Source organism: Cognaticolwellia beringensis (genome assembly GCF_002076895.1).
GTDB classification, from domain to species: domain Bacteria; phylum Pseudomonadota; class Gammaproteobacteria; order Enterobacterales; family Alteromonadaceae; genus Cognaticolwellia; species Cognaticolwellia beringensis.
The window spans coordinates 3832592-3853271 of record NZ_CP020465.1; the positions used below are offsets into that span (position 1 = coordinate 3832592).

21 protein-coding genes are annotated in these 20680 nt (G+C 36.8%); 7 read left to right on the top strand and 14 right to left on the bottom strand.

Features of this window, described 5'->3' with window-relative positions; translation table 11 throughout:
• Nucleotides 1-79: 79 nt before the first annotated feature.
• Nucleotides 80-346 (bottom strand): hypothetical protein, encoded by a 267-nt coding sequence (locus B5D82_RS16120; RefSeq protein WP_081152962.1) that lies wholly within the window; start codon nucleotides 344-346, stop codon nucleotides 80-82.
• 283 nt (nucleotides 347-629) lie between these two features.
• On the opposite strand from B5D82_RS16120, the gene B5D82_RS16125 reads away from it, so the two are divergent.
• Genes B5D82_RS16125 through rlmM form a run of 4 tightly spaced genes read left to right on the top strand, consistent with a single transcriptional unit; the run spans nucleotide 630 to nucleotide 3715 of the window.
• On the top strand, nucleotides 630-1547 hold the full coding sequence (locus tag B5D82_RS16125) for a transcriptional regulator GcvA (protein WP_081152964.1): 918 nt from the start codon (nucleotides 630-632) through the stop codon (nucleotides 1545-1547).
• Nucleotides 1544-2245, top strand: coding sequence for an alpha/beta family hydrolase (locus tag B5D82_RS16130; protein WP_081152965.1), 702 nt, complete (start codon nucleotides 1544-1546; stop codon nucleotides 2243-2245). Before B5D82_RS16125 ends, B5D82_RS16130 begins: the two co-directional genes overlap by 4 nt.
• On the top strand, nucleotides 2223-2624 hold the full coding sequence (locus B5D82_RS16135) for a DUF423 domain-containing protein (protein WP_081152967.1): 402 nt from the start codon (nucleotides 2223-2225) through the stop codon (nucleotides 2622-2624). Before B5D82_RS16130 ends, B5D82_RS16135 begins: the two co-directional genes overlap by 23 nt.
• Nucleotides 2625-2629: 5 nt before the next feature.
• Nucleotides 2630-3715 (top strand): 23S rRNA (cytidine(2498)-2'-O)-methyltransferase RlmM, encoded by a 1086-nt coding sequence (gene rlmM / locus B5D82_RS16140; protein ID WP_081152968.1) that lies wholly within the window; start codon nucleotides 2630-2632, stop codon nucleotides 3713-3715.
• Nucleotides 3716-3832: 117 nt separating this feature from the next.
• Here rlmM and B5D82_RS16145 read toward each other — a convergent pair whose 3' ends face one another.
• From B5D82_RS16145 to queF, 7 genes are all read right to left on the bottom strand, one after another.
• Nucleotides 3833-4660 (bottom strand): hypothetical protein, encoded by an 828-nt coding sequence (locus B5D82_RS16145; RefSeq protein ID WP_081152970.1) that lies wholly within the window; start codon nucleotides 4658-4660, stop codon nucleotides 3833-3835.
• Between the two features lie 407 nt (nucleotides 4661-5067).
• Nucleotides 5068-6075 carry an isocitrate dehydrogenase gene (locus B5D82_RS16150; RefSeq protein WP_081152971.1) on the bottom strand — a complete coding sequence of 336 codons (1008 nt, stop codon included), beginning with the start codon at nucleotides 6073-6075 and terminating at the stop codon, nucleotides 5068-5070.
• A 490-nt stretch (nucleotides 6076-6565) separates the two neighbouring features.
• A complete protein-coding gene (locus B5D82_RS16155; protein ID WP_081152973.1) occupies nucleotides 6566-6943 on the bottom strand; it encodes a DUF3192 domain-containing protein in 378 nt (125 codons plus the stop codon).
• 139 nt (nucleotides 6944-7082) lie between these two features.
• Nucleotides 7083-7904: a flap endonuclease Xni gene (gene xni / locus B5D82_RS16160; protein WP_081152974.1), complete on the bottom strand. Its 822-nt coding sequence runs from the start codon at nucleotides 7902-7904 to the stop codon at nucleotides 7083-7085.
• Nucleotides 7905-7909: 5 nt separating this feature from the next.
• The gene (ppnN, locus tag B5D82_RS16165) at nucleotides 7910-9250 is read right to left on the bottom strand and encodes a nucleotide 5'-monophosphate nucleosidase PpnN (RefSeq protein ID WP_081152976.1); all 1341 of its coding nucleotides are present in this window, start codon (nucleotides 9248-9250) and stop codon (nucleotides 7910-7912) included.
• 20 nt (nucleotides 9251-9270) lie between these two features.
• Nucleotides 9271-10905 carry a GGDEF domain-containing protein gene (locus tag B5D82_RS16170; protein WP_081152977.1) on the bottom strand — a complete coding sequence of 545 codons (1635 nt, stop codon included), beginning with the start codon at nucleotides 10903-10905 and terminating at the stop codon, nucleotides 9271-9273.
• Between the two features lie 184 nt (nucleotides 10906-11089).
• Nucleotides 11090-11941 (bottom strand): NADPH-dependent 7-cyano-7-deazaguanine reductase QueF, encoded by an 852-nt coding sequence (gene queF / locus B5D82_RS16175; protein ID WP_081152978.1) that lies wholly within the window; start codon nucleotides 11939-11941, stop codon nucleotides 11090-11092.
• Nucleotides 11942-12013: 72 nt separating this feature from the next.
• Here queF and syd point away from each other — a divergent pair, with 72 nt between their 5' ends.
• Complete coding sequence (gene syd, locus B5D82_RS16180) at nucleotides 12014-12595, top strand: SecY-interacting protein (RefSeq protein WP_081152979.1); 582 nt, start codon at nucleotides 12014-12016, stop codon at nucleotides 12593-12595.
• 72 nt (nucleotides 12596-12667) lie between these two features.
• On the opposite strand, the gene B5D82_RS16185 is transcribed toward syd, so the two are convergent.
• Complete coding sequence (locus B5D82_RS16185; protein WP_081152981.1) at nucleotides 12668-12997, bottom strand: hypothetical protein; 330 nt, start codon at nucleotides 12995-12997, stop codon at nucleotides 12668-12670.
• A 172-nt stretch (nucleotides 12998-13169) separates the two neighbouring features.
• Between B5D82_RS16185 and B5D82_RS16190 the strand changes: the two genes are divergently transcribed.
• Nucleotides 13170-13526, top strand: a complete 357-nt coding sequence (locus tag B5D82_RS16190; protein WP_081152982.1) for a DUF3192 domain-containing protein — start codon at nucleotides 13170-13172, stop codon at nucleotides 13524-13526.
• 112 nt (nucleotides 13527-13638) lie between these two features.
• Here the strand turns inward: B5D82_RS16190 and B5D82_RS16195 are convergent, their stop codons facing one another.
• From B5D82_RS16195 to B5D82_RS16215, 5 genes are all read right to left on the bottom strand, one after another.
• A complete protein-coding gene (locus B5D82_RS16195) occupies nucleotides 13639-15105 on the bottom strand; it encodes a DUF3300 domain-containing protein (RefSeq protein ID WP_081152984.1) in 1467 nt (488 codons plus the stop codon).
• A gap of 135 nt (nucleotides 15106-15240) precedes the next feature.
• Complete coding sequence (locus B5D82_RS16200) at nucleotides 15241-16623, bottom strand: ATP-binding protein (RefSeq protein WP_245807492.1); 1383 nt, start codon at nucleotides 16621-16623, stop codon at nucleotides 15241-15243.
• A 51-nt stretch (nucleotides 16624-16674) separates the two neighbouring features.
• On the bottom strand, nucleotides 16675-17364 hold the full coding sequence (locus B5D82_RS16205) for a response regulator transcription factor (protein WP_081152985.1): 690 nt from the start codon (nucleotides 17362-17364) through the stop codon (nucleotides 16675-16677).
• A gap of 6 nt (nucleotides 17365-17370) precedes the next feature.
• On the bottom strand, nucleotides 17371-17679 hold the full coding sequence (locus B5D82_RS16210; RefSeq protein WP_245807493.1) for a PepSY domain-containing protein: 309 nt from the start codon (nucleotides 17677-17679) through the stop codon (nucleotides 17371-17373).
• Nucleotides 17680-18130: 451 nt separating this feature from the next.
• Nucleotides 18131-18859, bottom strand: a complete 729-nt coding sequence (locus B5D82_RS16215; protein WP_157673921.1) for a DUF1499 domain-containing protein — start codon at nucleotides 18857-18859, stop codon at nucleotides 18131-18133.
• 866 nt (nucleotides 18860-19725) lie between these two features.
• Between B5D82_RS16215 and B5D82_RS16225 the strand changes: the two genes are divergently transcribed.
• Nucleotides 19726-20553 carry a choice-of-anchor H family protein gene (locus tag B5D82_RS16225; protein WP_081152990.1) on the top strand — a complete coding sequence of 276 codons (828 nt, stop codon included), beginning with the start codon at nucleotides 19726-19728 and terminating at the stop codon, nucleotides 20551-20553.
• Nucleotides 20554-20680: the final 127 nt, after the last annotated feature.

The window sequence follows — 20680 nt, forward strand, 5'->3', positions numbered from 1 at the left end:
AAGAGGTCAAGATGGTTGGAAGTTATAAATAGCAAAAAAGGTGCCATCGAGCACCTTTTTTTATTGCCAGTATTCTTACTTATTCAGCAAGTGATATACTTTTGTTGATGCTTTCTATGCTTTTGTTTGTCTGTACACGGTTCATTGTAACTTGAGCACGAGCCGTTTTTTCGATAGGGTTAAACGCTATCGTATTTAATTTAATTGATTGTGCTAAATGCAGTTTAGTTGTCTCAATAAGCTCAACAGCGTTGATTGCTTGGGTTTTAACTAACTGAGTTGCGTGGCTGCTATTTGCCATTAAAACGAGTATAGCGATGGTTGATAGTTTAACAATGTTTTTCATAAGTCACCTGTAATAAAACGTCAATAGTATTTATAGATGTTTTGGGACTCTTTCTTTTTCAATTGCAAACAAGGGTTGGGAGCCTGTTTGATTATCACCGGTATTTCGGGGTAAAGATGAAGTCCTTCATCTATGGTGGGTATAGTACGGTAATACTGGTAAATTTTAAAATGACTAATTATAATGTCATTCATTAGAAAAACTAATCCGACATAATTATGTCGATAATTTGATGAGTTATGCAAAAGTAGATTCATCAATAACATGACTTAATAGGTGTATTTTGGCCAATAGACTCCCACCCCTTAATGCTTTGAGAGCTTTTGAAGCATCGGCAAGGCAGTTGAGTTTTACTCGAGCAGCTGAAGAGTTATTCGTCACTCAAGCTGCGATCAGTCATCAAATAAAATCGTTGGAAGACAATTTAGGCATAAAATTATTTATGCGTAAGAATAGATCTTTGTTACTGACTGAAGAAGGTCAATCATATTACCTCGATATTAAAGATGTTTTTAATGCGCTGCATGATGCTACCGAAAAACTATTAGCGCGCGGTGAAAAAGGCGCTATAACGGTAAGCTTGCAACCCAGCTTCGCCATTCAGTGGCTAGTGCCTAGATTAAACACCTTTAGCCTGTTACATCCCGATATTGATGTGCGCATTAAAGCGGTAGATCAACCTGAAAATTCGCTTACTGAAGATGTAGATTTAGCAATATATTATGGTAGAGGTCGCTGGAAAGGTATCCATGCAGAGCAGTTGCATACCGAATATTTGATCCCCGTTTGTTCGCCGCTATTATTAGCAGGTAAAAAGCCCTTAGATAAAATTGAAGACCTAGCAAATCATACTTTGTTGCATGATACCTCGAGAAGAGACTGGAAAAGATGGTTTAAGCATGTTGACGTCAGAGGAGGGAATGTCAATCATGGGCCAATATTTAGTCATTCTGCTATGGTCTTGCAAGCCGCTATTCATGGTCAAGGCGTTGCACTCGCGCATAGTGTGTTAGCTAAACCCGATATTGATAGTGGTCGGTTGGTTTGTCCATTCAAAGAAGTATTAATCAGTAAAAACTCTTACTACATTGTTTGTCGAGAGCAGCAACTTGAATTAGGTAAAATAGCCGCATTTCGAGAGTGGGTATTACAAACTGTGGCTGACGAGCAAACAATAATTGATGAAGGACAAGTAGTGTGAGCAACAACGAATCTATCGTAAGTAACGAATTAGCTGCAAATAGCGAATTAAATATCAGTCATGAATTAACCGTTACAGAAGACCCAAAAGCATTAGTCATATTTGCCCATGGTGCTGGTGCTGATATGAAGCATCAATATATAGAAGATCTTGTTCAATTGATGAATGCTCAGCAATTGAACGTATTGCGCTTTAACTTTCCATTTATGGATAAGCGCAAACTTGATGGTAAAAGAAGACCGCCAGATAGAATGCCCACGTTAGTTGCTTGTTACCAGTCAATACTTGCAAATGTAACTACGGATTTACCGATATATATTGCCGGAAAGTCTATGGGAGGGCGAGTAGCCGCGATATTGGCTGGAGATAAAGACTTGATGAATACTCATCAAATTCGGGGTGTTATCTGCTTAGGTTACCCATTTCACCCGGCAAAAAAAACAGATAAGTTACGTTTAGAACCGCTGCAAGAAACACAACGGCCTGTGTTGATACTTCAAGGTCAACGAGATGCACTCGGTAGTGAGATTGAAATTAAGGCATATGAACTTTCTTCACACTGCCAATTACATTTTTTTAATGATGGCGACCATGATTTAAAACCACGGGTGAAATCTGGCTATAACTTGAAACAACATCAAAGTGCTGCGGTGAATAAAATGAGGAGTTTTATCGATGAAATTAATAACTGTTGCTAAACTATTGATGATATTTGTTGGTATCAGTGGTTGTTTTTCTGTATTATTCGGCGCTTGGTTAGCCCACGGTGGACAATCTCTACCTTTGGCGTCACAAGAACGACTACTGACAGCATTAACGTATCAATTTTTTCATACGTTAGCGCTTATGCTAACCATTATCTTATATAAGCTTCATTCCAAAGCTATGCTATTGATAGCAGGCATCTTGTTTGCCCTTGGCATCATATTTTTTAGTGGTAGTTTGTATATCAAAACTTTATTCGATGTGTTGAGTATTGGGAAGTTGGCGCCCTCAGGCGGCCTGTCATTTGCACTTGCATGGCTATTGGTTGGATTTGCAGGTACTAAAATGTTTGATCAAAAGTTAGGTAATTAATCGTAATGACTGCAATAGTTTTATATTGTCGCCCCGGATTTGAAAAAGAATGTGGCGCAGAAATTCAAGAAAAAGCCTCATGGAATGAAGTTTATGGCTATTTAGAGCTAAGTAAAAACCAGGGAGTGGTTTATTTTCATTTAAATAAGCCGGAAGAGGGCGAAGTCTTAATGGAAAAAATTCCATTACGTCGACTTATTTTTGCACGCCAATGGTTTGTTACTGTAACGGAAAAAATTGACTTACCGGACTACAATCGTGTTGAAGCTATTGTAGAAGCGTTAGGCACCGAGTGGCAATATGCTGATTTACGTATGGAAACGCCTGACACCAATGACGGCAAAGAATTGTCGAAGTTTTGTCGGAAATTAGCGGTTCCATTACGACAAGCACTGAGAAAAGAAAAAATACTCACCGAAAAAGGCAATAAAGATGGGGCAGTTCTACACGCGTTATTTTTATCAGGCAAAGAAGTTATATTTGGCTTTTCTCTAGCGCTAAATACTTCACCGCATGTTATGGGTATTCCACGTTTAAAATTCCCAAATGCTGCGCCAAGTCGCTCAACATTGAAATTAGATGAAGCTTTTTTATATTTTATTCCTAAAGAGGAATGGGACATACGATTAACATCAGGCATGAATGCGGTTGATCTAGGCGCCGCACCTGGCGGTTGGACTTATCAATTGGTACGTCGTGGCATGATGGTAACGTCAATTGATAATGGTCCAATGGCTGAGTCATTGATGGAAACAGGGCAAGTAAAACATCGTACTATGGATGGCTTTAAATATGTGCCGCAAAAGAAGAACGTTTACTGGCTAGTATGCGATATGATTGAAAAACCTCAACGCGTAGCAAAACTTATGAGCGAGTGGTTATTAAAAGGGCTGTGCCAAGAAGCAATTTTTAACTTGAAACTGCCAATGAAAGGTCGTTATCAGCAAGTTAATGACGATTTACAAACGATGAAAGATGCATTTTCTCTCCACAACGTTAAGTACGAATTGTTTGCTAAACATTTGTATTATGACCGTGAAGAAGTCACCGTACATGCAAGGCTGCTTTCTCCTCCTCCAACAGATATTTAAGCTATATTTTAGTGAAATTAATCTGAATAAACACCCTGGTATTTATAAAGTTCAGGGTGTTTTATTATGTAAAAACCGTTCTACTATCTAAATATCACCACGCATCGGTAACTCTTTCTAAGCTTTAAAACACATTCGATTATCACCCCCACTTTTTTGTCTAAACAGTACCTGACTGACGGTAAAAAATAGTAATGCAAAAATCATTATTACAAATGACTTTGGTTCACTAACTGTTACAGTATTAGACACGCCTTGAATGAAAACATTTTGAAACGCGATAGCTTCATTGTCGCTATTTGCATTAGCCTTCAGTTCAATTGTTAATAAGTTTCCGGTGTCTAAAATTGACGAAGAAAATGCTGTAAATTGATTGCTGAGTAATATTGAGTTTACTGTCATGGGATCGTTAAGGGTTTTTAAGCTGTTATCTTTTAAGCGATAGCTTTGCTGGGAGTCTAGATTACTTACGCCTTGAAAAAGGCTTGAGAATGGATTGTTGTCGATACTATAGCGCCATTCGAACTCGTCACTACTTTCAAAATCGCCCATGGCTGCCATATCAATTAAAAGCTTTATTGCGGTTAGGTTGGTAATATCTACTTGCCAGCTAGCGACAGCATCATTGCTTGGGTTGTTCAGATTTACGGTATCCACAATGCCAAAAAAAGCTTGTGTATTAGTACGGGTAATAATGCCTAAACTATCGGCTCCTATGTCACTGTTATCTAACAACGCGTTAGGTATATTCAAATCGACATTTCGTTGATAGATTTGAAAGCCATCTGCATTACTTGAAAAAGCATCTGTGAATGGATTAGCGTAGCTAATGTGTGGTGAAGAATTTGGGGTTAGAAGGTCATAACTTATTAGTGAGGCATAACTTTTACCTGCAAGTAAACAAGTGAATAGCGTGGCTGTAATTTTTAATTGAAATTGATTCATAACAAAGTCCTTTTGTTTTAACCTGTTTGGTTGATTTCCTCTAAGATGTTTTCGCTTGAAATACAAAAGCGAGTAATTAACAGCATTAAATATAACGTCTTTAAATATAACTACTTTCATCCTTGGAGCAGTTTAATATTGCAGTATTTATAGTACTATTTTTAATAAACAGTCTATAAAACTTTACATAGTATAGTGCTGGTTTAAATAAATGCGAATTCAGTCGGTTCACAATTTAACTCTCTTAGTTTGATTGTATGCTTTAGAAAGTATCTATGGCGTAATAAACTCAAAAAATTAATTTACCTATATTTAGGCATGATTTAGGCATAATTTAGTCATAAAAAAACCAAGCTACAAGGCTTGGTTTTCATTAGAACTATTTATTATTCAGAAGTTATATAGTTTTATAGACGCTCTAATACCGCTTGGGTGAAATCTGAAGTGCCATGTGTACCGCCTAAATCACGTGTCGTGCGATCACCTGTTTCGATAACGTCAGTGATAGCGCGACGAATATTATCGGCTTTATCTGCCATGCCTAAATATTCTAGCATTTGTATAGCAGCTAAAATAACGGACGTTGGGTTTGCCAAGTTTTTACCTGCAATGTCGGGTGCACTACCATGAACAGCTTCAAATATTGCACAGCCATTACCAATGTTAGCGCCAGGAGCCATTCCTAGACCACCAACTAAACCAGCACATAGATCAGATAATATATCGCCAAATAGGTTAGTGGTAACAATGACGTCAAACTGCTCAGGATTCATTACTAACTGCATACAACAGTTGTCTACGATCATTTCTGTTGATTCAATTTGTGGGTAACGTGCGGCTACTTCACGGGCAACTTTAAGGAATAGACCTGATGTTGATTTTAGGATATTAGCTTTATGAACGGCAGTAACCTTTTTACGGCCTTCTTTTATAGCAGTTTCGTAAGCAAAAGTAACAATGCGTTCAGCACCTTCGCGAGTCACAAGGCTCATTGCCTCTGCATGATTGCCATCTTCTGAAACCGTTTGCCCAAGGCCTGAATACATGCCTTCTGTATTTTCACGAATGGTAATGATATCAATGTTTTCGTAACGCGCTTTTGTGCCTTTAAATGACAACACAGGACGAACATTTGCGTACAGTTGAAAGTGCTTACGTAATGTCACGTTAATTGAAGTAAAACCATCACCTACTGGCGTTGTTAATGGGCCTTTAAGGGCGATTTTATTTTTTTCAATCAGCGCTAATGTAGACTCTGGTACTAAATCGCCATGATTCTCTAATGCTGTTAAGCCAGCGTCAGCATACTCATATTCAAAATTACAACCTGCTTTATCAAGGACTTTGATAGTTGCATCTATAATATCTGGACCAATACCGTCACCTGGTATCACTGTTATGATTTGTTTTGCCATTGTTTCATTACCTTTTGAGTATTACTTTTTTAGTGATGAGAATCGAGTGTAGTAGTACATATAAGACTACTGCCAACGGGTATAATTTATATGGCAGTTTTTATATCGACTCAACTGTGTTAATGCCTGCAATTATAGCAATTAATCGAAACAGTTAGTAAGTATTAACGTTAAACTTTAGTCTTATTTATGGGACAAATATTGATATTAACTGATGAATGATTACGTTAACTGGATAAATTATGGAATTAATGTGAAATGACTTTGACCTTCAGGGAAACGAAGGAACTATGACTATAGGTTATTTATCTTATTTTATAGCGAAGTTGTTGGTTTTAGCGCCATTTAAAAGGAGGTGATAATTAATCTATATATAAAATTAAAATCAACGATAGACTTTAGAAGCCTTAACCATAACTAGTCGATGACTTTAAATACTACTTTATTAATATGAGTGAGTAAGTGTTAGTAAGAGTTAATAATCGCTTCATTAAAAGTCTTTAAATTGCTGGTAAGCTGTTTTACCAATGGCAGTTAAAATCCCGTTAGTAAACAGTAATGCGGTACATTCATCTTGCGTTGTTATGCCGTCAGACTTTACGTGTTGCGTACGGTAAAAGCTGACTTGGTAACTGCTTTCGTTGACTAACTTGGCTTCAGTAATATCTGGACTGCCTAGTTGCTCTATAGCACTATTAAAGTTAAATTTTTTCAGTTCAAGTTTCGCTATAAATTGTCGATTATAGGCTTCTCGGTCTTCCCATTGCATTTTTGCTGGGCTGTCATCGTAAAAATTCACCACTAATGCGACAAAAATGCCATATGCAATTAATGCGACTAATATTCTAGCAATAACTTTTTTATTCACTTTTATTCCTTGAATCTTGCTAATCAATGGTTTTATTATCATTCGTAATAACAAAAAACTTAGTTTTAGTTATTATTTTTTAGTACGTTTAATGACGACATTACAAATGATGGTGATAAGGACTAATGTTACCAGATTGTTAACTACTGGCAAGTTCATTTTCATTAGGTAGTCTGATATCTTTTAAATTGAAGCCTAAAGGAATATCGATTTTTAACGTCAGTAGTTTGCGACTTAATGCTATTTGCTCATCATGGAGTGATAGTTTTTCACTGATGCTACTTTTTAAGTCTGTCGCACTAAGAATACTTTTAATTGAGCCGTACTGATTTAATAATTTGGAAGCCGTTACTTGCCCAATTCCAGCTACACCTGGTATTTTGTTGGTGTTATCGCCAGTTAATGTCCACAAGTCCATTAATTTATCTGGCTTTACACTAAATTTGTTAACTACATACTCTTCGTCTAAATAGCGTCGGTTAAAATAGTCATAAACTTTTATATTGGGGTTAAGTAGCGATAAAAAACATTTATCTGTAGAGACTATAGTGACATTTTGCCCTCTTAATGCGACTTTTATCGCTAAGGTAGCAATTAAATCGTCAGCTTCGTCAGCTTCTGACACTAAAGAATCAACAAAATTTTTCATAAAACGATCCTGAATATCGGGTAACTTATCAGCCAAATGCTCAGGCATTTTTTTACGGCCTTTTTTATAGTCAGGAAAAATATCGTATCGCCAACATGGTGCTTGCGAGTCAAAAACGGCAAGCGCATGAGTTGGTTGTAATTGATCTAATATTTTCTGCAAAGCTTGTTCACAGGCTTTGGCGGTATTAAACAAAACTTGTTGCTTGGTATTTTCAGCCAATTCATTATTTAACAAAAAAGGCCGTTCTTGGACAGCATAAATTCTTCTGATCAAATTTAATGCATCAATTAATACCAAATGAACCGTCATAAAGTCTAACCTTCAATGACTGTATAACAAGGAATATATTTACTGCCGGGTAGTTTCATTCTTTGTTGCTGGACGAAAGAATGTAATAAAGTATCCATTAACGCCATTATTTTACTATCACCACTTATTTCAAATGGCCCGTTTTCTCGGATGGCTTTTATTCCGCTTGCTTTGACGTTACCTGCGACAATACCAGAGAACGCACGGCGTAAATTTGCGGCTAAAGCAGCTATGCTTTGGTCATAATGTAAATTTAATGAGGCCATTTTTTCGTGATTTGGATCAAAAGGCTGTTGAAACTCAGCTTCAATAACTAATGACCAATTGAAATGATAAGAGTCACCAGTAAGTTTACGATGTGCAACCACATCTTTGGTGGTTGATTTCAAGGTTTTGGCGACTTGTTCTGGGTCGTCAATAATAATTTCATAAAGTTGTTGTGCTGATTCACCTAACGTGGCGCCAATGAAGGTATCAATTTGTTGAAAATATTCAGCGCTTTCAATTGGCCCCGTTAAAATAATAGGTAATTTTTGTGATTGATTTTTAGGGTGTAACATAATACCCAAAATATAAAGTAACTCTTCTGCTGTGCCTGCTCCACCGGGGAATATAATTATACCGTGTGACATACGTACAAACGCTTCTAAACGCTTCTCAATGTCAGGCATGATAACCAATTCATTAACGATAGGGTTTGGCGGTTCCGCGGCAATAATACTTGGTTCAGTTAACCCTATATAACGACCCGTAGCGTTGCGTTGCTTAGCATGACCAAACGTTGCTCCTTTCATAGGACCTTTCATTGCGCCAGGCCCGCAGCCAGTACAAATGTTAAAACCTCTAAGCCCAAGATGATAGCCCACCTGCTTGGTATATTTATATTCAATACTATTAATGGAGTGTCCACCCCAGCAAGTGATCAAATTAGGTGAGCTGTCAGGGATTATGGCGTTAGCATTGCGTAGCATATCGAAAATAACATTAGTGGTACTGTCAATTGCGTTTGAATTGTAACAATCACCGATAAATAATATATCGCGTAACACCGCAGAAAGGTGTTCTTGTATACCTTTTATAATAACACCGTCTACAAAGGCATGTTTTGGCGGATTATCTAATGCTAATTTCACGCCACGCTCACGTCGTAATACTTGAATTTGAAAGTCGAGAAATTGTTGATAGATATCTTCAGCATTGTCGGTATGACTGCCGGCATTAAGAACGGCCAATGAACAATTACGATAGAGATTATAGAGTTCACTAGTTGCTGATTGTTGTAAGTGATCAACTTCTGCTTGAGACAGTAAGTTCATTTTACCTACGGGATTAACTTGAGTGTGCATAATTCAACTTCCTCTATTTTTTACCCGTATACCACTTTATTTTTACCATCATGCTTTGCTTGATACAGTGCGGTATCTGCACGTTCGAATGCAGAATGCACAATATCATCTCTTTGTACTAGAGTGACGCCAACAGATAAAGTAATACTGACACGAGTGCCTTTAAAGGTGAATGGTAAGCTTGCCACTTTTTTACGTAACATGTTGAGTTTGTTCATCACAGTGATTTTGTCTACACCTTTAAAAATTAAGACAAATTCTTCTCCGCCATATCGGCTAATAAAAACATCTTTGCCCATAACTTTTGTTAAGGTCTCAGCAATAACTTGTAACGTTTTATCACCAGCAGTATGACCGTAAGTGTCATTTATACGTTTAAAGTCATCTAAATCAACAACCGTGATCGCTAAATCAAACTGTTTATGGTGAAAGCGAACAAGTTCTTTTGCAAAATACTCATCAAACGCTGCTCTATTGGCTAATTTGGTTAAAGCATCTTGGAAGCTTTTAGCCTGAACTTCTTGAATGCGCTTTTCAAAAACTTTACTTTGTTGCTCTAATTGTTCTACCTGTGCGGACATATTATTTAGCTTTTCGTGTAAAGCCAAACGTTGTTCTTCTTCTAATTTAGATTTATTTTCCAGTGTCTTAGCAATTTGCTGAATTTTATCATTAACATCGACTTTCATTTCGGTTAATGAACCTGCGTCGATAATACCAATACTAACTTCGTTTATTTTGTCAGATAGTTCTTTATTGATTTTGGCATTCTCAATACTACATTCTGAGGAACTAGTAAGCGTTGCAGCTACTGAAACTTGAACAGAAGTCAGTGTTTCGCTCAGTGTAGATAAAAACACTTTAGCTCTACTGCGTTCCTGCTCTAAATCTTCAATCATAAAATCGAAAACATTGAGGCATGTTGTCATTAATATTTGATTTGAAACTTGACCGTGTAAACTGGATTTAATTTTGGTGATATCAGCTTTATGCTTTTTGGAAATAACTAACGTATTGAGGATGGAGCTAAACCGTCCAAGTAATTCCTTCGGAGCAATTTGTTCAGTAACTGGGCTTGTTTCAGATACCTCATTGCTGTCAACCTTATTGCATTTACTAATAGCAACAGGCTGGCTCACCTTTGGTGATTGTTCCGCTGGTTGTCTGATCTGTGTATGAATTACATTTTCATAGAAGGCTATAAACTCGCTCATTAATGGTATGTATTGCACTAATGACGAGTGGCTTTCCTCTGCTTTGTTAATCAAGCCTTGCAATTGACGACGACTTTCCTTTGGAAAGCCTTTAACTTTTTGCAGACCCGTACCAGAGTTATTTAATTGTTTGTGTATTTTTATGCTGTTTTTATCATTTTTTAGCGAGTGCTGTCGTAAAAGTGTCGATATCGCTTTTATATCTTTTTCTATATCTGTGAAGCTTATAGATGTTTTTAGGGTTGTTCTTAACTTAGCTAACTTATTATCAAGTAATATGTCAGTGCCTTTGCAAGCTTGAGATAATTTGCTAATAAAACTGGTTAAAAGAACCGATTGTGCACTAAATTCGTTTTCTAGCTCACTTCGAGCGATAATAGCGGAGTTAAGTCGAGATTTTAAATCTTTGATAGTTTTTTCCGCAACAGAAGTTTCGCTCATTAAATTCTTCCCTTAAACACGATACGATGAAAGTAGACACTAATTAGTTTTATTGAAATACAGCTTTAACATCAAGGGTAAAGCTGTATTTTAGTATATATTAATAATAAACATAACCGTATAAAAAGCTAGCATAAGTGTATATCAATCACGCGTTTGTTTAAAAACTACTCATTATTGCACTTTATTGCCTAAGTGTTCTTAATTTAGGTGCTTTTATCTCAGTAGTTGAGCGGAAAGGATTAATATCTAAACCGCCTCTTCGTGTGTATCTGGCGAAAACAGTTAGACTTTCCATATGGCAAAAGCGCTTGATGTCACAAAATATCCGTTCAACACATTGTTCGTGAAATTCATTGTGTTGACGAAATGAAATTAAATACTTTAATAAGGTTTCATGACAAATTTGTTTACCTTGGTATTTTATATAAACACTTGCCCAGTCAGGTTGATTAGTAATTAAGCAGTTTGATTTTAATAAATGGCAAACTAAATATTCTGCTACGTTATTGCCTTCTTGCTCACCAGCATTTTTTAATATATCGGGTGCTAATTGATATTGGTTAATTTCAATATCAAGATCATCTATGCACAACGCTGTATCAGTAGATAAACTAAGAGCAGGGCAGTTATCAACCGGAAACAGTTTTACTTCAGCTGAAGCGCCTGCAGTGGCTGATAAATCTTTTCTTAACGCAGACTCTACGCTTTGCCATGAGGGAAATTGGGTTTGATTAAAGCTATTTAAGTACAGCTTAAATGACTTTGATTCAACAATGCTAGGACTCGTGCATGGAAAACTAAACTCAGCAACAGCAACTACAGGCTTACCTTTGTCATTAAGCCATGAAAGTTCATAGCCATACCAAACATCTTCACCTGTAAAAGGAAGGTTATTAGCTGTTAAGCCTAAACTGTCTCTATTTAAGCTTCTTGGTACCGCTTGTAGTAATTCTGGGTTATATTGACTGCAATAGTTTGTTGCTTTTCCAAGCGTTAAGTTGCTTAACGCATTTGCGTTTGTATAAGTGCTCATTTTGAGTAACTTCTTCTCTGGTTGTAACAATGCTGATAAAATTTTCTTCATTTTATAGGAATTAATCGTTAGATGAAAATATCAAATTATTCTCTTAATGATCTCGTATGGCATTTTTCTCAAGATTACTTAAAAGCGTACCAACATAGATTTGAACATTTACCTATTACTCATATAGTTGAGGATTGGGCGTCACCTTGCGAGCAAGGTGTGTATAAAGAAGAGTTTTCGCTTTGGCATCCGATAAAAGTGGATGAAGAACTGACTTTCGATAATGTTGAAGAGGCCTTGGAAGTAAAACTTCATGATGACATTAAACAATATTTTACCGCTATGTACAGTGATAGCTTAGACGCAAGTTGCTCAGAAGGGGATTTGTCATTGTTATTTGCATGGAGCAGCAAAGATTTCTCTCGTTTACAAGAAAATATCATTGGTCATATTTTAATGAAAACGAAATTAAAACAAAAGTTGACGATATTTTTTGCCATCACTGATGATGACGACCATATCATATCCTTAGACAATGAAACTGGCTCAGTTTGGGTCGAAAAAGTCGGCTGCGATCCGCATAAAAAAATAGCGGATACACTTGCTGATTTTATTTCGCAACTTACGCCACGGATACCACCAAAAGCTATCGAAAATGATTAGCAAGATTTAATCCGACTATTAAAATGCTAATTTATTTGAATTGAATGGTTTATATACAGACTGTTTATGAGGCTATTGTTTTTTAGCCAATTGATTTTCCAATAGCTGTTTTACCTGCTGTTTTAATTCAATAATTTCTTGCTGTAATGGCGCTAGGGCATTTGCTATAAGTAAGCTTATTTCTTCTGGGTTAGCTTTTTTAACAGTAGATGCCTTCGTTGTAATGTCTTTTTGTGGAGCATTTATAAACTCTGGGTCGTGATGCCAGTTTTTTAAAGCGGAAATGATTTTAGGCAAAGGTACCGTTTGGCTCAGACGACTTTTAATCAGCGCGACACTTGGCACTTTACCATCATTGGCTAGCTTGTTGGCGATGACGGAAATTTCATCAAATATAGTCATAAATTATAACTCAAGTGTAAAAGAGACAATATTTTAGCGAAAAACACCAACTTTGTCTCGCTATGATTTTAGTTTTTTTGTTTATATTTAATTTAATCAATTAGTTAGAGAAGTGGTTTGGCATTTGCAACCATTTGTATAAAACCATTACTTTTGATGAGAGAAAAATAAAATGAAAAAATCGTTATTAGCACTAATCGTTATCGCGCCTTTAACATTGGGTTTAACCGGCTGTGTTATTGCCGTTGGTGGCGAAGATGGTCACTCGATTTCAGGTGATTTTGAAGACCGAGAATATAAAAATAGAAAAAAAATTGCGGGTATTCAATTAAATACAGCCTTTGCTGATGTTTCTCGTGAAATGGGTGTAGCTGACTTTACCGAGACTTATTTAAAAGATGGCAAAACCGTTAATGTTGTTTACTACCGAACACACCGCCTGCACAAAGATGGCTTAACAACTAAAGATGAATGTACAAAATTAGTTTTTGTTAATAATAGCCTGACGGCTATAGAGCAAGCCGGTTAACTGATTTTTATTTTATTTGAATAAAAAAAGGCGATATCAGTAATTGATATCGCCTTTTTAATTGCTTTAAAGCCGTTAAGTTTTTTTGTGGTAAATCTAAAGTCACGTGACATTAGTTATGTTGTTTGGCTCGGCTTTGGTGCGTTCTACTACCGCTACTTTGTTGTCTGTTGGCCACGTTAGTATTTGAATGCTTTCTTACGCTTTTTTCGCTTTTTAAACGATTTGAGTTATGGCGCTTCTGCACTGTACTATTCGGTGTTTTCATTGGCTTTGAATAACTTTTTTCACTGTTATTTCGGCTAGTTAACACTTGAGTACTTTGCTTATGGCTGACGTTTTTTTCGTTAGCTCTAAACTCTTTATGCTTTTGCTCGTAACGTTTTGGCGATGTTTTTATTTTATTATTATCAATTTTTCTACTGTCTTTAGCGTGTCGCCAATTTTTATTTCCATAAGGTTCCTGTCTAGTAAATGAGTGTTTATTAGCCTTGTTCTGGTCAATTTTTTCTGCTCGATTGACTTGCAATTTATGCTTCAGACTTTGACTTTTACTACTGTTATATCTATTACTAGCATGCTGTGCTGTGTGCTTATTTTTATTCACAAAATGCCTTTGATTAGCACGTAAAACTTTATGTTGCTGAGCGCTAGGCGTTTGACTGCGATATTTTTTCTGAGTACTCGATGTACGATAAGCTACCCCCTTTCTGTGCCGAGGGTTATGCTGCCAGCGTTTAGACTGGTAACTGGTCGAAGTTTTCTTCTTGCCATGGTTTTTGTAATATCGAGATTTGTGATGTTGAACTACAACATGCCGATTATTCCAATGTACAGCTCCAAAAAATAGCCCAACGGTTAGGTGTACAGGATTATGCCAATAATAAGGACCATGATGCGAAACATAGTGCACAGGGTGCTGCCAAAAAATTGGTGGGTAATGCGACCAACGCCAATCACCATAAACCACTCGGGTGTCATAGTAGGGCACATAAATTATATCGGGTTGTCTTGATTCAATAATGATTGTTTTCGTTTCACGAACAACATTAACGTTGTTCATATTTTGAAGGTTTCCTGCCTGGTCTGCTTGTTGACGTAATATTTGCACACTGGCAAGTACTTGTGCCTCATCTTGCAAGAAAGCATCACCTAAATTACGCATCCAATGTAAATCTTCGCTTAATTTCTTAAGTACGTTTGGAAACGGTAGAAGGGCTTTAACGCTGGCATCCCAATCTTTATCATCAGCAGCGTCGGCAAGTGCCTGTGCGCTTAGTTGGCTGTTTTTATTTAACCAACGCTCTGCGTCAACAACTTCAATTGGGTATGTTGTAGCAATAAGGATATGGGTGAGCAAGGTGTCTGGGTATAAAGCGATGGGTGCCAGCATCTGCTCTAGCTCAGCACGTGTAAAATTGCGGGTGCTTGTTTGTTCAGCTAATGTTGGTTCATTATTTGAACCATAGTAGGTTTTACTAGCGTTTTCTGCGCTAAAACTTGGTGCAGATAGTACTAGTGCACTTGATAGAGAAAAAATTAAGTGACTCAACGACCTTTTGATATTTACTTTTAGCATGTTCTCTCTCCTTTAAACCGGATGATTTAAACGTCGCCTTTGTAAAACAATAAATGCAAAATTGTGCAGGTGACTTTTTAAGTTATGCTTGTAATATTAACAGCTGTAAACTGAACGTTAACTGAACAGATATGTTTATAGGGGAAAGTTAAGGGTAAATTTTGCGCCTTTTAGTTGTTCTGACGATCCGATGTGCATACTGCCTTGGTAACTTTTTACCAAATCACGCACGATGGCCAAGCCTATGCCATGACCATGTTGATAAGTGTCTGCTCGAGTTCCACGTTGTAATATATCTTCTCTAACGGCGGGGGCTATGCCTACACCATCATCTTGAATAATAATAGTCATGCTATTTACAGAGAGTTTTATTTCAAGTTGAACTTCTTTTATAGCCGCTTTACAGGCATTGTCTAATAAGTTACCCAGGATTTCTAACAGATCGGATTCATCACCTTTAAAATTGCATTCATGTTGAATGTTGACGGTAAACTTTAGTGATTTGTCTCGATATATTTTAGTCAAACTATTGATTAATTTATTTGCTATGGGCTCGACCGCTGTGCCTAAATACCATGATGATTGCCCCGCACTTTGTGCTTTACGAAGCTGGTGTTCAATGATCACATTAATTATACTGAGTTGTTCTTGTGTTAATACTGATAGCTCTTTTTGAGTTTGCATAACCGCTAACGGAGTTTTCAAGCTGTGAGCAAGATCAGAAAGGGCATTTCGATAGCGTTGACGCTGTTTTTGTTCAGCACTTAGTAACAAGTTCAACTGCTCGGTCACTTGATTTAGCTCGGTTGGATAAGTCCCCGTAAGTCGCTCGCTTTTACCCTGTTCTACATCGCTAAGTTCGGTTTTTAAATTTTTTAAAGGCTTTAAAGTCCATATTGACCAGAGGTACTGAATCATCAAAAGTATTAACATTAAGCCAGCTAAACCTAACATAAGTTGACGATGAAACTCTGCCATCATTTGAGTTAAATCTTTTTGCTGCTTTATAATATGTAATGTCATGGGAAAAGGCTGCTCTTCATTGCCATAACTGACACTTAAGCTGTAGACATAATGTGCCTGGTCATCAATCTCAGCTTGGTAAAATGCATTTGCTCCTAACAGGGGTTGTTGAAAGCTTGTTGTTTGCCAAGGCGCAAGTAGTGATTGAGAACTCCAAAGCTTGATTGATTTAGTAGAAGGCTTTTCTGCTGTGTTGTTTTGAATTGTCGTTGAGCTAGAAGTTAGTACCGCATATAAGCCTGACTGGCTGACATTAAATTGGGTCTCCAATAGCTGATCTGGCATGATAAGCAGGTTATTTTCAACTTCAATAATCGCTAAAATAGAGTAAGAATAAGCAGAAAGTTCATTTTTCAAACTCGCCACCATATGTTTTTCATAGGCATTACTGATGATTAATCCGACGATAGGTAATAAGATGAAAATCATCAGTAAAGCACTAAATAGCACTCTTGTTTTTAATGAGTTCAAGGATTTTTTCAGTGAATTAAACAACTAAGATTGCCTTTTATATGTTTAAATTATTTACCTACTTTTCTAGTTAAATCAGCCTAAATTAAGGTTAGAAAAGTCTTTTAATAAGTAGCCTTGGCCTCGCAAAGTCTCAATAAACTGATATTTATTTTCGGGATCAAGTTTCTTTCTTAATCGTCGAATAAAAACTTCAATAACGTTTGAGTCCAAGTCGAAGTCTTGATCATATATATGTTCAGTAAGCTGAGCTTTAGACTTTACTTCACCTAAATGGTGCATCAAGTACTCAAATAGTTTGTACTCATAACTACTTAGAGAAATCGTTTTTTCATCAACGCTAACTTGCATACTTGAGGTGTTAATCGTAAAGGGGCCATTTTCGATCAACGGACTCGCTTGTCCTGCACTACGTCGAATTAATGCATTTAATCTCGCGAGTAGTTCTTCAATATGAAAAGGTTTAGTTAAATAGTCATCAGCACCTGCGTCTAATCCTGAAACTTTATCTTGCCAACTACCTCGCGCCGTTAATATTAATATAGGGAATGTAAAGCCCTGTTCACGTAAGGATTTAATAACGCTTACACCATCAAGCTTTGGTAGACCTAAATCAATAATAGCAGCATCGTAAGGGAACTCTTGACCTTGAAATAATCCAGACTCACCATCACCTGCAACATCAACACTATATTTAGAGGTAATCAAATGTTCTTTAACGTGTGCTTGCAGGTTTTTATCATCTTCGACGAGTAATATTCTCATTGCTTATTATCCTGATATTCGGCCTGTTTGGGCGTCAACATTGACTGAGATCACATGACCATTGTCTTTAAGTAATTTCACTCGATAGCTTGGATTTTTTTTAGAACCACTATTGTTAACCTTTAGTACCTTACCGCCAAATTTATTTTTAACTATACGGGCTGCTTGTTGAGCACTGATTGATTTAGTGTTACTAGCCTGACCATATTTAGTCTTTACAATCATCATACTATTGGGTGCAGCCTCAATCGTAGCAAACACCGGGGCTGCTATTAATAAAGCTATTACGCTTAGAATAAATAATTGTTTCTTCATTTAAGTACCTTCTCAAAATTACCTTATTAGACAGTGTAAAATAATGATTGCTGTAATCCAAGTATCCGTTATTTTAAAATAACCAAGCTGAATGCTTTATGAACATATAATGTCCATAAAAATATGAATGGCTGTTTGAAAGATGCTTGGGACATAAATTGGAAAATATTTACAATCAGTGGCACCCAATGGCATCTAGCCAAACCATAAAATTAGATTTTAATTTCCACATTAAAGGCCTTTTAGATATCAGTCGTCAGATGATGAGCTGGTTGATAGACTTGTGCTCTGGCTGATATCTAAAATCTTAATATTGTGACGTTTCAACGAACCTGACCCCGTTGATTATCAGTCGTCAGATGATGAGCTGGTTGATAGACTTGTGCTCTCTCTGGCTGATATCTAAAACCTTAATATTGCGACGTTTCAACGAACCTGACCCCGTTGATACTTACTTGTCAGAGAAAGTCGTGATAAATTTTTCGACACGAGCTGCATTAGCACCAAGATCTGTACCGCCAATACGCGAAATTGAACGCAAATCTATTTTACTACTTACGCCCAGCGCTTGAACACGAATAGCAATATCATCTTTAAATGCCCACAGTGCCGAAGTATCAACCGCTTCAATAATGCCTTGTTGTTCATTTTTAGCGACAACTTCCCAACCTAAACTTAATGCAACTTCAAGGGCTTTAGCAAACGCTTGGTCTTTATCTAATTGACTGAGTATCGGCTTTAATTTTGGGTATGCAGCCAATTGTAGCGGAGCAAGTTTTTCTTGGTCATAGGCTAACGGATTACTGTTGTCACCACGCAGCGCTATAATGGCGTTAAATTTAGGTAAATTAACCGTATCAGTAGTCACTTGATGTAGAAAAGGTAGTGATTTCGCTTTAGACGCTTGCATCGACAAACCTATAGCAGGTATCGCAGATAGTATCGCAATAAAGGCACAACGTTTTGCCAACGGATATTGTTTTTTAAAGAGAGTAAAAAGCCCAATCAATATCGACACGGCTAATACAGCGATACTGGCATAACCTGTATATTTAATAATTTTAAAAGACACTCCCATCGGCCATAATTCCATTCGGTAAGCGATTACAGCGATAGGAAATCCTAGCAGCAAAGGAATAACGACGGCCTTACAGACGTTGGTGATGGTGTTAATTAACATAAATACCCTCATGCTTTTTATATGGCGCACTAGATTGTAATTGGTTTCGTAAGTCTAAATAGTAACAGTCATTGTTAGTGCATTGAACAATAGCCGGCATTTTGACACTTAAACAGATATATAAGAAGTGCTTTCCACTCAAACGCTAACCTTTGCGATAGTAAAAATTTAATATCGTAAAATTATTGGCTAATGACCTAGATACAGTATCCAAAGTACATACGTCAATTAATCAGTATTGGATCTTACGCTATAAATTAAACATCAGTATATTCCTGACTAGATAATACAAATGCACTCGCACGACTTGCTATTACAAATAAAAGGCCAAAAAATTAGTAATAGTGCCATTTAGGTCTCTATTTTTAATATTTAGGAGTACAAGAGTAATAGACGGTTTGCTTGAGGTTTTTCTGCAGTAATACAAAGGCTTATAGTGTTCTTGTGCTACTAGAGCTAATCTATACACCAAGAGATTTTGCACCACCTGCAAGGGCAGAGCGATAAACAGACCGTTAGGTTCTGAATCGCACATAAAGGTAACCTTGATCCAAAGTCCAAATATCACTCTGCTTGCTGATGTCCGCAATGTCGGATCACTTGCCATTATAAAGATAAGTCGTAACGTCTGCTTTCCTATATAAACTAGTATTTACTATTGAAAGTTGAAGTTAAATATCAAGGTTGTTAGGTGTTCAAAGTAGATGATATTAAGCGGCTAGTATGAATATTATAAATCGGCAGTTTTAATATAATTAAAGGGCAAAGCTAATGCGATTAGCTATATATCAAGTAAGCATTGTTCAGCTTCGGTTCAGAATAACTCTGGTTAAATGACAGTCATACCCAATTTAAAGGCTGTCATTATGTTTAATACACTATTCAATAAAACTTTTAATAAAAAGTTAACCATCAACTTAACAGCGACATTACTTTTAGTAAGCCAATTATCATTTGCCCAAACATCGACACAAATTGAACAGGTAAGTCGCTCTGTTGGTGGGACAAAAAGCAATATTGATTCCGCAAAATCAGAGGGTAAATCCCATCGGACCCTAGCATTTAAAGGTATGAATAGAACTGAGGTAACACTTGCTCGCCAACAAAAAGCAAAAGACCTTGCGTCAACACCTTCAACATCATCTTCAAGCCAAAGTGTTGTTTATAGTTCTAATTTTTATCACAGCTTTTCAATTTACACCGGCTATAGTCAACTTATCACGGATATTGACGAAGATGGCTATTATCAGACATTTAGCGTTGCCTTCGATGCGGATTTATTATCACCAATGGCTAATGAACAAGCGGTTGTTTTTGCCGACTTATACCTAAGTCAAAATGGTGGCCCGTGGGTATTGTATTTCTCTACTGACGATTTTGTTATAACGGGGGAATATACAGACGATGAATTCGAGGTGGTCACGAAACTAGATTCTGGTTATGTACCTGACTATTACGACGTGTTAATTGACTTGTATGAAGTCGGTTATAGTGAGGTGGTGGCTACTTACAGTTCAAATGACAGTAACGAACTTTATGCATTACCATTAGAAAGTAGTGACTTTGATCCTGAATACATTGAAGTCGAATATGTAGAGGTTGAATACTACGAAGAACACTCAGGGGGTGGAATTTGGTTGTTGCTTGGAGCGCTATTAGCATTAGGAGTGCGCCTCCTTAAATTGACAAAATAACAATAATTTAAGTTATTTAAGGTTATATAATTATGACTCCCGTCGAGGGCCATACCACTGTATGGGAATATAATTTGACCTGATTTCAACTATCCTGATATGGTGAACCGATAAAAATAACAAAAAA

Excerpts from the sequence above, each read along its gene's own strand:
- B5D82_RS16120 (WP_081152962.1), bottom strand. The coding sequence starts at position 346 with ATGAAAAACATTGTTAAACTATCAACCATCGCTATACTCGTTTTAATG.
- B5D82_RS16205 (WP_081152985.1), bottom strand. The coding sequence starts at position 17,364 with ATGAGAATATTACTCGTCGAAGATGATAAAAACCTGCAAGCACACGTT.
- B5D82_RS16135 (WP_081152967.1), top strand. The coding sequence starts at position 2,223 with ATGAAATTAATAACTGTTGCTAAACTATTGATGATATTTGTTGGTATC.
- xni (WP_081152974.1), bottom strand. The coding sequence starts at position 7,904 with ATGACGGTTCATTTGGTATTAATTGATGCATTAAATTTGATCAGAAGA.
- B5D82_RS16215 (WP_157673921.1), bottom strand. The coding sequence starts at position 18,859 with ATGTTAATTAACACCATCACCAACGTCTGTAAGGCCGTCGTTATTCCT.
- B5D82_RS16195 (WP_081152984.1), bottom strand. The coding sequence starts at position 15,105 with ATGCTAAAAGTAAATATCAAAAGGTCGTTGAGTCACTTAATTTTTTCT.
- B5D82_RS16185 (WP_081152981.1), bottom strand. The coding sequence starts at position 12,997 with ATGACTATATTTGATGAAATTTCCGTCATCGCCAACAAGCTAGCCAAT.
- B5D82_RS16150 (WP_081152971.1), bottom strand. The coding sequence starts at position 6,075 with ATGGCAAAACAAATCATAACAGTGATACCAGGTGACGGTATTGGTCCA.
- B5D82_RS16225 (WP_081152990.1), top strand. The coding sequence starts at position 19,726 with ATGTTTAATACACTATTCAATAAAACTTTTAATAAAAAGTTAACCATC.
- syd (WP_081152979.1), top strand. The coding sequence starts at position 12,014 with ATGAAAATATCAAATTATTCTCTTAATGATCTCGTATGGCATTTTTCT.
- B5D82_RS16210 (WP_245807493.1), bottom strand. The coding sequence starts at position 17,679 with ATGAAGAAACAATTATTTATTCTAAGCGTAATAGCTTTATTAATAGCA.
- ppnN (WP_081152976.1), bottom strand. The coding sequence starts at position 9,250 with ATGCACACTCAAGTTAATCCCGTAGGTAAAATGAACTTACTGTCTCAA.
- rlmM (WP_081152968.1), top strand. The coding sequence starts at position 2,630 with ATGACTGCAATAGTTTTATATTGTCGCCCCGGATTTGAAAAAGAATGT.
- B5D82_RS16170 (WP_081152977.1), bottom strand. The coding sequence starts at position 10,905 with ATGAGCGAAACTTCTGTTGCGGAAAAAACTATCAAAGATTTAAAATCT.
- queF (WP_081152978.1), bottom strand. The coding sequence starts at position 11,941 with ATGAGCACTTATACAAACGCAAATGCGTTAAGCAACTTAACGCTTGGA.
- B5D82_RS16190 (WP_081152982.1), top strand. The coding sequence starts at position 13,170 with ATGAAAAAATCGTTATTAGCACTAATCGTTATCGCGCCTTTAACATTG.
- B5D82_RS16145 (WP_081152970.1), bottom strand. The coding sequence starts at position 4,660 with ATGAATCAATTTCAATTAAAAATTACAGCCACGCTATTCACTTGTTTA.